Source organism: Aeribacillus sp. FSL M8-0235 (assembly GCF_038000355.1).
Taxonomy (GTDB): domain Bacteria; phylum Bacillota; class Bacilli; order Bacillales; family Aeribacillaceae; genus Aeribacillus; species Aeribacillus composti.
On record NZ_JBBOBW010000001.1, the window covers coordinates 3,606,686 to 3,620,361 of the forward strand.

The 13,676-nt window shown below is 40.0% G+C and carries 12 protein-coding genes; 2 read left to right on the top strand and 10 right to left on the bottom strand.

The window, feature by feature from the left end:
- Window positions 1–169 precede the first annotated feature (169 nt).
- From fsa to NSQ71_RS17530, 3 genes are all read right to left on the bottom strand, one after another.
- The gene (fsa, locus tag NSQ71_RS17520) at window positions 170–811 is read right to left on the bottom strand and encodes a fructose-6-phosphate aldolase (protein WP_066251329.1); all 642 of its coding nucleotides are present in this window, start codon (window positions 809–811) and stop codon (window positions 170–172) included.
- A 113-nt stretch (window positions 812–924) separates the two neighbouring features.
- Window positions 925–1,785, bottom strand: coding sequence for a class II fructose-bisphosphate aldolase (locus tag NSQ71_RS17525; protein WP_063389040.1), 861 nt, complete (start codon window positions 1,783–1,785; stop codon window positions 925–927).
- Window positions 1,786–1,962: 177 nt separating this feature from the next.
- Window positions 1,963–2,334 carry a response regulator gene (locus NSQ71_RS17530; RefSeq protein WP_063389041.1) on the bottom strand — a complete coding sequence of 124 codons (372 nt, stop codon included), beginning with the start codon at window positions 2,332–2,334 and terminating at the stop codon, window positions 1,963–1,965.
- 178 nt (window positions 2,335–2,512) lie between these two features.
- Here NSQ71_RS17530 and NSQ71_RS17535 point away from each other — a divergent pair, with 178 nt between their 5' ends.
- Window positions 2,513–3,031, top strand: a complete 519-nt coding sequence (locus NSQ71_RS17535; RefSeq protein ID WP_063389042.1) for a DUF2529 domain-containing protein — start codon at window positions 2,513–2,515, stop codon at window positions 3,029–3,031.
- A gap of 443 nt (window positions 3,032–3,474) precedes the next feature.
- Here the strand turns inward: NSQ71_RS17535 and NSQ71_RS17540 are convergent, their stop codons facing one another.
- From NSQ71_RS17540 to NSQ71_RS17550, 3 genes are all read right to left on the bottom strand, one after another.
- Window positions 3,475–5,079 (bottom strand): CTP synthase, encoded by a 1,605-nt coding sequence (locus tag NSQ71_RS17540; protein ID WP_063389043.1) that lies wholly within the window; start codon window positions 5,077–5,079, stop codon window positions 3,475–3,477.
- A gap of 203 nt (window positions 5,080–5,282) precedes the next feature.
- Window positions 5,283–5,837, bottom strand: coding sequence for a DNA-directed RNA polymerase subunit delta (gene rpoE, locus NSQ71_RS17545; RefSeq protein WP_117016863.1), 555 nt, complete (start codon window positions 5,835–5,837; stop codon window positions 5,283–5,285).
- 291 nt (window positions 5,838–6,128) lie between these two features.
- A complete protein-coding gene (locus NSQ71_RS17550) occupies window positions 6,129–8,246 on the bottom strand; it encodes a (Fe-S)-binding protein (RefSeq protein WP_117016864.1) in 2,118 nt (705 codons plus the stop codon).
- Between the two features lie 222 nt (window positions 8,247–8,468).
- Between NSQ71_RS17550 and NSQ71_RS17555 the strand changes: the two genes are divergently transcribed.
- Complete coding sequence (locus NSQ71_RS17555) at window positions 8,469–8,993, top strand: RNA polymerase sigma factor (protein ID WP_327873552.1); 525 nt, start codon at window positions 8,469–8,471, stop codon at window positions 8,991–8,993.
- A gap of 517 nt (window positions 8,994–9,510) precedes the next feature.
- Here the strand turns inward: NSQ71_RS17555 and argS are convergent.
- The 4 genes from argS to speE all read right to left on the bottom strand — a co-directional run bounded on the left by argS (window position 9,511) and on the right by speE (window position 13,583).
- Window positions 9,511–11,187: an arginine--tRNA ligase gene (argS, locus tag NSQ71_RS17560; RefSeq protein ID WP_340734338.1), complete on the bottom strand. Its 1,677-nt coding sequence runs from the start codon at window positions 11,185–11,187 to the stop codon at window positions 9,511–9,513.
- A complete protein-coding gene (locus tag NSQ71_RS17565) occupies window positions 11,188–11,613 on the bottom strand; it encodes a DUF1934 domain-containing protein (RefSeq protein WP_063389048.1) in 426 nt (141 codons plus the stop codon).
- 164 nt (window positions 11,614–11,777) lie between these two features.
- Window positions 11,778–12,659: an agmatinase gene (gene speB / locus NSQ71_RS17570; protein WP_063389049.1), complete on the bottom strand. Its 882-nt coding sequence runs from the start codon at window positions 12,657–12,659 to the stop codon at window positions 11,778–11,780.
- A 93-nt stretch (window positions 12,660–12,752) separates the two neighbouring features.
- Complete coding sequence (speE, locus tag NSQ71_RS17575; RefSeq protein WP_082829608.1) at window positions 12,753–13,583, bottom strand: polyamine aminopropyltransferase; 831 nt, start codon at window positions 13,581–13,583, stop codon at window positions 12,753–12,755.
- Window positions 13,584–13,676 lie beyond the last annotated feature (93 nt).

Below are 13,676 nucleotides of genomic sequence, written 5' to 3' on the forward strand. Positions count from 1 at the left end.
ATACATACGAAAAGGCGGCAATTTTATTGTACACAAATAGATAGGGCATGACAAAACGTTCATCAGAAAAACGAGCAGATTCTACTCCTTCAGGCGTTACAGCAAGTTCAAACGACCGGATTCTGCGGCAAAAGATTTTTCAAACGGGGGAAATCCCCCGTTTTATCATTTATCGATTGTTCCAGTCTGCTAAAAATTTCTCAATACCTTGATCAGTCAGCGGATGTTTGAACAGCTGCATCAACACTTTATAAGGAATCGTGGCAATATGAGCTCCGCGCAATGCTGCCTCAGTTACATGCTGCGGATGACGGATGGAAGCAGCAATAATTTTCGTATCAATGCCATGAATATCAAATATTTGGGAGATTTCCGAAATGAGATTCAATCCATTATGACCGATGTCATCTAACCGACCTAAAAAAGGAGAAACATATGTAGCACCTGCTCTTGCAGCTAGTAGCGCTTGATTGGCGTTAAAAATAAGCGTCACGTTTGTATGAATTCCTAATTCTGAGAATTTTTTGACTGCTTTTAGACCATCAGGGGTCATAGGAACTTTTATCGTAATATTTGGTGCAATTTTAGCTAATTCTTGACCTTCCTTAATCATTTCTTCCGCTTTAGTTGAGATGACTTCCGCGCTGACAGATCCGGAAACAATGGATGTAATTTCTTTCAATCTTTCTTCAAACGTTACGCCTTTTTCTTTTGCAACCAAGCTAGGGTTAGTTGTTACTCCTGACAAAACGCCTAGTGATTGAGCTTCCTTAATTTCTTCGATATTTGCTGTATCAATAAAAAATAACATGCCTAGTACCTCCCTTATGTGATCGCTTTCGCAAAAACAAGAAACGAAACCGCCATACTTCATAAAAGAAAGGCGGCCGTTAATTGCATAAAGAAATATGAAACCTTATCTATTTATTCTGCTTTTCCGGATGAACCGAATTCGCGCATTTTGCCTTTAACTGTTTCTTTAATGGCTTCCCGGGCAGGACCTAAATATTTGCGCGGATCATACATATCCGGATTTTCTGCCAAAACTTCGCGTACGCGTTTAGCAGATGCTATTTGGTTTTCTGTATTAACGTTAATTTTCGCAGTTCCTAAAGAAATTGCTCTTTGAATATCCTTTGTCGGAATTCCTGTTCCCCCGTGCAGTACCAATGGAACGCCAGTCCGGTTGCTGATTTCCTCCATTTCTTTAAAGCCTAGGTTCGGCTCTCCTTTATACGGACCGTGAACAGATCCCAATGCAGGAGCTAGGCAATCAATACCTGTCCGTTTTACAAGCTCTTCACATTCATTTGGATCAGCGTAAATAATTCCTTCTCCTACTACGTCATCTTCCTGTCCGCCGACAACACCTAATTCCGCTTCAACAGAAACACCATGTAGATGAGCAAGCTCCACTACTTTGGAAGTTAAAGCGACATTCTCTTCAAAAGGATGATGAGAGGCATCGATCATAACAGAAGTAAAGCCGGCATGAATAGCTTTTGCACATGATTCAAAGCTTGAGCCGTGATCTAAATGGATGGCAACTGGAACGGTAATTTTATAATCTTCCATCAAACCTTTTACCATGTTCACAACCGTTTTAAAACCGCCCATATAGCGACCAGCGCCTTCAGAAACGCCTAAAATAACCGGTGATTTTTCTTCTTCTGCTGCTTGCAGAATTGCTTGTGTGAACTCGAGATTGTTTAAATTAAACTGTCCTACAGCATAGCCGTTTTCTTTTGCACGATTTAACATTTCAGTCATTGAAACTAAGGGCATCGAAAAATCCTCCTTAAATTAAGTAGCCTATGTTGCGATTAGCGAAAAGCTCAAATCTAGCATGACCTGAGCAAGAAAAATGTATGTATGATGCCAATCATCTTTTCTTACTAAATAGAATACCAACTTATGAGGATTTCGGCAACTTTATCCCGATAAATTCATGGATTATACACTTTATTTCGCTCGGGAAGGCAAATATTTTCTCACTGTATCCCGCAGCTCGTCAATGTCAAACGGCTTGGCGAAGTGTGTTAATGCCCCTAAATCTTTCGCTTCCTGAATCATATCCAATTCTCCATACGCGGTCATGATAATGACTCGTATATCAGGGTTAACCTTTTTTAGCCTTTTTAAAATTTCAATCCCGTCCATCCCAGGAATTTTCATGTCTAATAAAACGAGATCAGGGGAATGGTTTTCGGCTATTTCTAATGCCTGAAAACCGTTAGCAGCTTGAAAAGTTTGATAACCCTCTTTATTGAACACTTCATTCAGCAAAATCCGAATTCCGTATTGATCGTCGACAATTAAAATTTTTCCATCCATTTTTACACCTCTTAACTTAAACAAATGCAATACTTTTTAAAATTTTATTTAGTTATGTATTCTCGATTAAATTACAATTTCCTGCCAACCGGTTCACAAATTATTCATATTTTGATTCTTCGCCGCTTTTTCTTATTATATAAGCAGAGAACTTTGTATAAAGGTGGCTGATGATTGAATGTTAAAAATTTTTACGACACAATTAACAGGGTTTTTCCAAAGAATTCAAGAGAAAGAAAACAGCCAAATAGAAGATGCCGCACGTCTTCTGGCGCAAGCTGCAATCGGAGAAGGCGCCATTTATGTAAAAGGATGGGGAATTCTTGAAGGAATTTATGCCCAAGTTGAAAAAGGAGAATCCTTTCCGGCATGCAAGCCTTTGCCTGATGTGGATAACGTAACCGCAGCAGACCGCGTTCTCCTTTTCACTCCGTTTTCGACTGATCTTGATGCGATTGATACTGCGCAGCAATTGGCCGAAAAAGGGATTCCAACCGTTGGGGTTTCCGCAGCTGTTAACGGCGAAAAAAGCTTACAGCAATTTGTCGATATACATGTAGATTCCAAATTAACAAAACCCATTATTCCCACTGAACATAATGAACGAATCGGCTTCCCTGTGCTCATGACTTCATTATATGTTTACTACTGCTTATTTTTGACTGTGAAAGAAATATTGGAGGAACATGAAGAATAAACTTTACATGCAAGAAATGCGAAGAAATTGGCAAATCGCCAATTTCTTTTTATATGAATTAGCATAGAAACCTATTGATTTCAAATTTAGTCCTCTCTTGTACAGACTTTAGACCTTTATCAATACATTTTGTAGTGCAGAGAGGCTGATGACCTGTTTCATGATTTACAATGCGTTTTTATGAAAAATCGCGTATAAGTTTTTTTTCGATACTCTAATAAAATTTTATGTAAAATGCGACGCCGTTTATAGGGATGTTTTTTAAATTTAGAACAGCGTCGATTTCCCGATCGATTCTTTCTTCAAAATGAAAAACAAAGCCGCTGCTTTTGGAAAACAGTGAAAGAGGCGATTTTTTGCTATTGTCGTAATAAAAAAATTTGTATTACGAGCAAAAAAAAGGCTGTCTAACCAATCGTTCAGACAACCTTTTCTTTCATTTCTTATTGATTTTTCTTGTTTAGAGAAGCGTGAATGAACTCCCGGAAAAGGGGCTGCGGTCTAGTTGGCCGTGATGTAAACTCCGGATGGAATTGGGACGCAACAAACCAAGGGTGGTCTTGTAATTCAATGATTTCTACTAACCGTCCATCTGGACTTGTTCCGGAGAATACAAATCCGGCCTCTTCCATTTGCTGACGGAACTCATTGTTAAATTCGTACCGATGGCGATGACGTTCATAAATTACTTCATCGTTGTAGGCTTCATAAGCCTTTGTTCCTTCTTTCAATTTGCAAGGATATAAACCAAGACGGAGCGTTCCTCCTAAATCCTCTACTTCTTTTTGCTCCGGAAGCAAGTCAATAATCGGATATGGAGTGTTTGGATCAATTTCAGATGAATTCGCACCTTTTAATCCTAGAACGTTGCGGGCAAACTCGATCGAAGCTACCTGCATGCCAAGACAGATGCCAAGGAAAGGAATTTTTTGTTCGCGGGCGTATTGAGTCGCGATTATTTTCCCTTCCACTCCCCTGTCTCCAAATCCGCCAGGAACTAATATACCTTCAGCTCCCTGAAGCAAGTCTGCTACATTCTCTTTCGTAACATGCTCCGCATTGATCCAATCAATTTCCACATCGGCATCATAATAATATCCGGCATGCTTCAAAGCTTCCACAACGGAAATATAGGCGTCCTGAAGCTCGACATATTTGCCGACTAAGGCGATTTTAACTGTTTTTGATAAATTGCGGACTTTATTGACAAGCTCGATCCATTCCGTCATATCAGCTTGTCCGCATTGAAGATCCAAATAATCGCAAACAATTTGATCAAGGTTTTGTTCTTGCAATGCTAAAGGGACGCTGTAAAGAATATCGGCATCACGGCATTCAATGACAGCTTTCGGTTCAATGTCGCAGAACAAAGCAATTTTATCTTTCATCTCTTGGGAAATCGGCATTTCTGTGCGCACTACAATCACATTTGGCTGTATTCCCAATGAGCGCAATTCTTTCACACTATGCTGTGTCGGCTTTGTTTTCATTTCTCCTGCTGCTTTAATATATGGCACAAGAGTACAATGAATGTACATGACGTTTTTGCGGCCTGCTTCATTTTTCATTTGGCGGATTGCTTCCAAAAACGGCAATGATTCAATATCTCCGACCGTACCGCCGATTTCGGTAATAACGACATCAGCATTTGTTTCTCTGCCAGCGCGAAAAACGCGGTCTTTAATTTCATTCGTAATATGGGGGATGACTTGAACGGTTCCGCCTAAATAATCGCCTCTCCGTTCTTTTTTAATGACGGCCGAATAAATTTTTCCTGTTGTGACATTGCTGTACTTATTTAAATTAATATCAATAAAGCGCTCGTAATGGCCTAAATCGAGGTCAGTCTCAGCGCCGTCATCCGTCACGAACACTTCGCCGTGCTGATACGGACTCATTGTTCCCGGATCAACATTGATATATGGATCGAATTTTTGAATCGTCACATTCAACCCGCGGTTTTTTAGAAGTCTGCCAAGAGATGCGGCAGTAATTCCTTTCCCTAAAGATGAAACAACGCCACCGGTTACAAAAATATACTTGGTCATGCAAAAATTCCCTCCAGTTGCAATCTATCCTTTTGTTAATTTGCACAAAATAAATCGTCAGAAGGCATCAACAAAAAAATATGAAAGCTCCCTTCCTTTTCGGAAAGGGAGCTTTCATATTGTAATTTGTTTTCCGTACTTTTAAAGCCCAATTAAAATATTAGCGAGGAAAACTATGAAAGTCAACCCTTAAATTTAGGACATTATTGTTCGTCCAATTCTTCCTCATCGAGATCGAAATCAGCATCCAACTCGTCATCTTCTACATCGTAATCATCGTCAATTAGTTCATCATCAAAGCTTTCATCATCTTCTTCGTCCTCAAAATCATCGTCTTCTTCATCAAGATCAAGCTCTTCTTCATCCACATAATCGTCAAGATCGTCATAGTCAAGATCGTCTTCAACCAAGTCTTCATAATCGTCAAGATCTTCTTCATCGTATGCAATCTTCGCTTTTTTCTTCTTCGTTTTAACCGTCGGCTGGGTTTCTTCTTCAATTTGATCGAGCGGATACCAGCTCTTAATGCCCCAGCTATTTTCCCCAATGCAAATAAATTTTCCATCTATATTTAAATCCGTATAAAACTGTGCAATGCGTTCGGTCGCTTCTTCCTCCGAAAGCCCTAATAAACTGCTAACTTCTTTCATTAATTCCTCAAACGGTATAGCTTGCCTTTTTTCGGAAAGAATAAGGTAAGCGATATCCACCATCGACATTTCTTTCAGCTGCTCCTGCGAGTATTGCGTTAAGCTCAAGGTCAGGCACTCCCTTTCTCGTCTTTCATCTATCTTTATTAAATGAAAGGGCAACGAAAATAGAATAAAGCATGATATAATTCCGAATGATGAATGCCGCCCTTTCAGTGATGTACCATATGATACGTTTGCATACCATTCATTATAAACAAATTTTACAACTTTATGCTACCGTATTGTGTCTTGATTTTAAATTTTTTCGTCAAATTCCATTGTCTATCTTTCTATTTTTTAAAATCTTAAGGCGCCCTTGTGGCGCCTTTTAAAATTGCTTTCTATCTAATCATATCTTTATGAAATGAGCTCTTGCTCCTTCGATTCGCCAAAAACAGCTTTTTCCAGCAGCTCCGCTACATCGTACGTTTTCACTTTATTTTCAACCTCTTTTGCTTTCGTTCCATCTGTCAGCATTGTTAGACAATATGGACATCCGGAGCTGATCACGCTTGGATTGACAGCTAATGCTTGTTCGGTGCGCGCAACATTGATGCGCACTCCCGTGTCTTCCTCCATCCACATAAGACCGCCGCCGGCTCCACAGCACATGCCCGTTTCCCGATTCCGTTCCATTTCAACAACTTTTACACCTGGAATGGATGCCAAAATTTCACGGGGTGGATCATAAATTTCGTTGTATCTTCCAAGATAACAAGAATCGTGGAAAGTAATCGTTTCATTCACTTCATATTTCGGAACGAGCTTCTTTTCTTTCAACAGTTTTGCTAAAAGTTCTGTATGATGGTATACTTCGGCTTCAAAACCGAAATCCGGATATTCATTTTTAAATATGTTGTAAGCATGCGGGTCGATTGTAACAATTTTCTTCACATTATATTTTTCAAATTCGGCTATGTTGCTTGCAGCAAGCTCTTGAAATAAAAACTCATTGCCGAGGCGCCTCGGTGTGTCACCTGAATTTTTCTCTTTATTTCCTAATATAGCAAATTTCACACCTGCTTCGTTCAAAAGTTTAGCAAACGATAAAGCGATTTTTTGGCTGCGATTATCAAATGATCCCATGGAACCGACCCAGAATAAATATTCAAACTCCTCGCCTTGCTTTTTCAATTCCTTCACCGTTGGCACGTAGACATCTTCTCGTGATTTGCGCCAATTTTCCTTATCTTTGCGGTTTAGGCCCCACGGATTTCCTTGCCGCTCAATGTTTTGCATCGCCCGCTGCGCATCCGGATTCATTTTTCCTTCTGTTAATACAAGGTAGCGGCGCAGGTCAATGATTTTATCGACATGTTCGTTCATTACTGGACATTGGTCTTCACAATTCCGGCACGTCGTACATGCCCATATTTCTTCCTCTGAAATGACCTCTCCGATGAGGCTTGGATTGTAGTCAAGAGCCGCCGCCGCTTCACCTGTTCCCTTTTGCAGCGACTGAAGGGCCAGCTGATTTCCCATCGTATTTTGAAATGCAAAGGCAGGCACCCAAGGGGACTTGGAAGTGATGGCAGCCCCTTTATTTGTTAAATGATCCCGAAGCTTTATGATTAAATCCATCGGCGAAAGCATTTTTCCAGTACCAGTCGCCGGACACATATTTGTACACCGTCCGCATTCAACACAGGCGTACAAATCGAGAAGCTGCGTTTGCCGGAAATCTTCAATTTTTCCGACTCCATATGATGTTTGAGTTTCGTCTTCAAAATCAATTTTCTCCAACTTCCCTGGATTTGACAAACGACTTAAAAAAACATTGGCAGGTCCTGCAATTAAATGGGCATGTTTAGACTGAGGGACATACACTAAAAATGTGAGCAAAATGAGCAGGTGCACCCACCAAAAAACGTAAAAAATAACAGCGGCGCCTGTTTCACCGACAAAGCCCAGCAGGAAAGCAGCCGATGAGGCAACAGGTTCACTAAAGCTTCGTTCATATCCCCTCCAAATCATGTACATTCCGTTTCCAAGCAGTACAGACAGCATTAATCCGCTGATAAAAATAAGGACAAGTCCGGATTTAAACCCTCGTTTTAAACGGACAAGCTTTTCAATGTATCGCCGGTAAAAAGCAGCAACTACCGCTACTAAAATAAGGAGGGTAACAATTTCTTGGAAAAAGGTGAAAATCGGGTACAACGGTCCGAAAGGCAAATGGCTCCCCGGAATCAGCCCTTTTAAAATGAAATCAATCGCACCGAATTGGACAAGAATAAAGCCGTAGAAAAAAATAACATGAACCCAGCCCATTTTCTTGTCTTTTAATAGTTTTTTCTGTCCGAACACATTGACCCAAATCCGTTCGAAACGTTCTTTTACCTTCCCGTCGAATTCTTCTTTTTTTCCAAGTTTGATATAAGCAATTCTAGTTTGAATTAAATAAATAAACAAATACACTGCGTAAACGGTTACAAGCAAAAACGCAAAAAAATTAATCCATAATAGTGTATTCATTATTCTCCCCCATTCATAAAATCCCCCTGTTGTATTTGACTGAAATTTCGGATGTTTCTTAATTATATTATATAATGAATGAACGTTCAGTCAATTCACCAAATCGTTGAAAATCGGAACCATTTTTCCTTTGTTTCGTATATAATGACAGTTATTGATTTCTAAAATATTGAACAAATTCCAAAATTTATTTGTTCATTTTGCTAGAGGAGTGCCGGAAAAATGGATACGACTGACATTGTCGGGCTCATTAAACAACACCATCATCAAATAAAAAAAACTGTCAAAAGGACTGTGAAAAACGAATCTCTTGTTGATGATATCGTCCAAGAAGTTTGTATTAAAATATATATATATTTTCAAACGAATGATATGCCTACCAATATCAGCGCTTGGATTACGACTGTCTCAAAAAATACAGCCACCGACCATCTTCGAAAAATTCAACGAAACAATCATTTGCTAAACCATCTGCAGCAAGAAGCAATTTTGCACAACTGCTCAGAATGGAATCCCGAATCCGAGGCCTTATTAAAACAAATGATTGAATATGTGCAAAATGCATTAAACGAAATGGATCCTAATACAAAAAAGATTATTCTATTGCGGCAGCAGGGATTATCCTATACAGAAATTGCCCAGCAGATGAATTTGCCTAAAAATACGGTGAAAACAAAAATTTTCCGCGGCCGAAAACAGTTAATGACATTTCTGCAAAAGAACGGGGTTTTTCAAAATGATTTATGAGGATGTTAGTTTTCAATATAACTAAGCGACCAATAATCTCTGCAACGACTGCCGGGCGTTTGCTGAACAACTCAAACAGCGTTCACATCGCTGTGGAAAACTCTCTTGACCTAGCAATAGAGCCTGCAATTTACTTTTGGATCGCGTTTTTTGTTTTTCGCTTTTTTCATTGTCTGCTTTTCCATAGTCTCAGCTGGTTCAGCCTCATTTCAAAAAACAGTATGATGGATCCTGTTTAATACAGCAAAAAATGAATAAGCTCTTCCCTATCATAAACAAAATACAAAATGGGTTATAACTCAAAAAACAGCACAGCTGTCGGAAAATAAATAGCATGTCTCCTTCAAATATATGCAAACAAAAAAGCAAAAAGCCCTTTTTCACACAATAACTTGTTGAAAAAAGGCTTTTTCTGCTCTCTTCGTTTTAACATCCTAGAAAAAGAGATGCGATTAGGTTAAAATCGGAAAGCGTTCCTATTCCCTTTTACTCGAATCATTTCCCACATCTAAATTCGTTACATTTTTTCAGGAGCGGAAACGCCAATTAAGGTAAGGGCATTTTTCAGCGTGATTTGCGTTGCTTTCATAAGAGCAAGCCGCGCCTTAGATTTCATTTCATTGCTTGCATCAAGCACCTTTTCTGCATTGTAGAAGCTGTGTAGTACAGATGCCAGCTCAAAAATGTAATTCGTAATCCGATGCGGAATTCTTTTCTCTGCGGCTTCAGCGACAACGCCAGGGAATTCACCAAGCTTTTTTAACAGCTCTATTTCTTTCTCAGATTGAATTTCATTCAAAAGATCGCTTTCGTTTGCGTTGTAAGACAGGCCTTGCTCGTTTCCTTGGCGGAGAATGCTGCATACACGCGCATGAGCGTATTGTGCGTAATAGACAGGATTTTCATTTGATTCCGATACAGCCAAATCCAAGTCAAAATCCATATGCGAGTCGCCGCTTCTCATAGCAAAAAAGTAACGAACGGCATCCAAGCCGACTTCTTCGATCAATTCTCTCATCGTGACAGCCTTGCCAGTACGTTTTGACATTTTCACTTTTTCGCCGTTTTTAAAGAGGCTGACCATTTGCATAATTTCCACTTCAAGAACATTTTGATCATACCCCAGCGCCTGAATGGCTGCTTTCATTCTCGGTATATAGCCATGATGATCCGCGCCCCAAATGTTTATCAGCTTATCAAAGCCGCGATCCAATTTATCTTTATGATAAGCAATATCTGGTGTTAAATACGTATAAGACCCATCCTTCTTAATCAACACTCTATCTTTATCATCGCCAAATGCAGTAGAGCGGAACCATGTTGCCCCGTCCTGTTCATAAATGTGGCCGTTTTTCCGAAGCATGTCGAGCGCCTCATCAATTTTGCCACTTTTGTATAGGGATGTCTCAGAATACCAAACATCGAAGGAAACGCGAAATTCTTCGAGGTCTTTTCTAATTTTCTCAAGCTCATATTTCAGACCGAGGTCACGGAAAAATTGCAGCCGTTCTTCTTCGCTTTTTTCAAGCAGACTGTCGCCATATTCATCAGCAATTTTTTTTCCGATTTCCATAATATCTTGTCCATAGTACCCGTCTTCAGGCATTTCCGCTTCTTTTCCAAGCGCTTCTAAATATCTTGCCTCTACGGACAGAGCTAAATTGTGAATCTGATTTCCAGCGTCATTAATATAATATTCCCGGGTTACATCATACCCCGCTTTTTCTAAAATGTTGCAAAGAGAGTCGCCGAATGCTGCTCCGCGCGCATGCCCTAAGTGAAGATCTCCCGTCGGGTTTGCAGAAACGAACTCCACTTGGATTTTTTTACCTTCCCCAACATTTGATTCGCCGTATTTGTCACCCGCTTGAATAATGGCTGGAATCAACTTAGTTAAATATTCATTATTCATGAAAAAATTAATAAAGCCCGGACCAGCAATATCAATTTTTTCAATGGATGCTTTCGTTCGATCAAAATGTTGAACAATTTCCTCTGCAATCGCCCGAGGCGCTTTTTTAGCTATGCGAGCAAGCTGCATGGCCATGTTTGTTGAGTAATCGCCGTGTGCTTTTTCTTTCGGCACCTCTAAAATAACTTCCGGAATTTGCTCCTCTTCTGCGATGTTTGCTTTCAATACAGCATTTTTTATTTCTTGTTTCAGCTGCTCCTTTACTTCATCTACAATGTTCATTCAATGCTCCTCCTTCTTAAATTGAATGCTTAAACTGTGTAAACGAGGGGTATCTCCATTTATTTCGAGCAAATATTCTATGCTAAGTGTACCATGTTTTTCTTCATCTGTATGCCAGATAAGCGATTTTGTCTCTGCTGCGAGCTTCAGCGTCCCGTACGGTGTTTCATAATTGGCATACGTTTTTTGTCCCTGCTTGAAGCGCTGTCTTAAGCGAATGCCTCCGGAACGTATGAGAGTCGTTTCCTTTTCGCTGATTTTGATTAACGTCTTAACGGTTTCATCATCTTGAATCTCATCATAAACCAAATAAAAAGTGTGCTGCTTTTTGAAAAATTCCCCGGTTGTATAAAATTCAATCCGCTCTTCTTCTGTTTGATTTTGAAAAATCTTGTTTTGAACATAAATTTGAACAGGTACGCGCATATCTTTATATCATCCTTTTTAGGGATTTATTCTATATTTTAGTGGAAATCATTTGCTGTTAAAAGCTTTATATTGGCCTGCCTGCCGCTTGACGCTCGATCCAAGCTGTTCAGCTTTTGAATAATAAAAAGCCATAGCAGAAGCACTATGGCAGAAAAATGACTTTACTTTCTTTTTGCCACCCAGCCTAATAACATTTCGCGAATCAATTTGCTCGCTGTATTCGCTGTTTGTTCTGAATGGTCATATACAGGTGCGACTTCAACTAAATCAGCGCCGACAACTTTCACATCAGAACGGGCAATTTCATGTATAGAAGCAAGCAGCTCTTTTGATGTAATGCCGCCAGCATCGACTGTTCCGGTTCCCGGCGCGTGAGCAGGATCCAGCACATCGATGTCAATCGTAACATATACAGGTCTTTGTGAAAGTTTCGGAAGAATCTTTTTGAGCGGCTCGAGCACTTCAAATTTGGCAATGTAAAGTCCAGCCTCTTTCGCCCATTCAAACTCCTCCTTCATCCCAGATCGGATGCCGAATGAAAAAATATTTTCCGGGCCAATCAAATCGCTTGCTTTCCGGATCGGAGTGGCATGAGACAGAGGCTCGCCTTCATAATGCTCGCGCAAATCTGTATGCGCATCGATATGAATGACCGCTAAATTTGGATATTTTTTATGCATCGCTTTAATGACAGGCCATGTTACAAGGTGCTCTCCTCCAATTCCGAGAGGAAATTTATCCGCTTTTAAAATTTTGTCCACAAACTCTTCAATCAACTCAATGCTCCGCTTTGCATTTCCAAACGGAAGAGGAATATCGCCTGCATCAAAATATTTTACGTCCCCAAGCTCACGATCTAAATAAGGACTGTATTCTTCCAACCCGATGGAAACCTCCCGAATGCGGGCCGGACCGAAACGGGAGCCTGGCCGGTAGCTGACTGTCCAATCCATCGGCATTCCATAAATGACTGCTTCACTTTCCTCAAAGCTTGGATGGCTTCTAATAAAAACATTTCCTGAATAAGCTTCATCAAATCGCATGGACATCACCCTCCTGTCTGAAAAAGCAAGAGGCTGATCCCTCTTGCTTAAACTGTATTATGCTATTCGCTTTTTGTTCAGTTTTCCTAAAGGCTATTTAATTATTTCGGAAACAAACTTCGGTAAAGCGAATGCAGCTTTATGAATTTCTTTCGTGTAATATTTAGAATCCAAGTCAAAGAAACGATCGTCACTTACCTCAATTGGATCATATTTCTTCGATCCGATCGTGAACGTCCACAGCCCGCTAGGATATGTCGGGATGTTTGCAGTATATAGCCTTGTAATCGGGAAAATCTCTTTCACATCATGATAGACATTTTTTATCAAATCTGCCTTAAACCAAGGATTATCCGTTTGCGCGACAAAAACGCCGTCCTCCTTCAAAGCTTTGGATATTCCTGCATAAAACCCTTTTGTAAAGAGGTTGACCGCAGGACCGACAGGCTCGGTTGAATCAACCATAATGCAGTCATATTGATTTTCGCTTTGTGCAATGTGCATAAAGCCGTCGCCAACTTTCACTTCAACGCGTGGATCATCTAGTTTTCCGGCAATTTCCGGCAAGTATTTTTTTGAATACTCGATCACTTTGCCGTCAATTTCTGCAAGTGTTACTTTTTTTACACTTGGATGCTTCAGCACTTCACGGATAACGCCTCCGTCTCCTCCTCCGACAACTAGCACATATTCTGGCTTCGGATGAGTAAACAACGGTACATGGGCCATCATTTCATGGTAGACAAATTCGTCTTTTTGCGATGTCATTACCATTCCATCCAAGAAAAGCATGTTGCCGAATTCTTCTGTCTCCACTACCTCCAATTTTTGGAATTCGGTCTGTTCTGTATGTAAAGTGCGTTTAATTTTCATCGTAATCCCGAAATGTTCTGTCTGTTTTTCTGTATACCAAAGTCCTCCCAAGATTTAATCTTCCTTTCATATGTTTTTCCAATATCTTTCCCTAATTTGAACAGACAACACGTAAACCTCAAAAAAAGTATAGTGGAATCTATC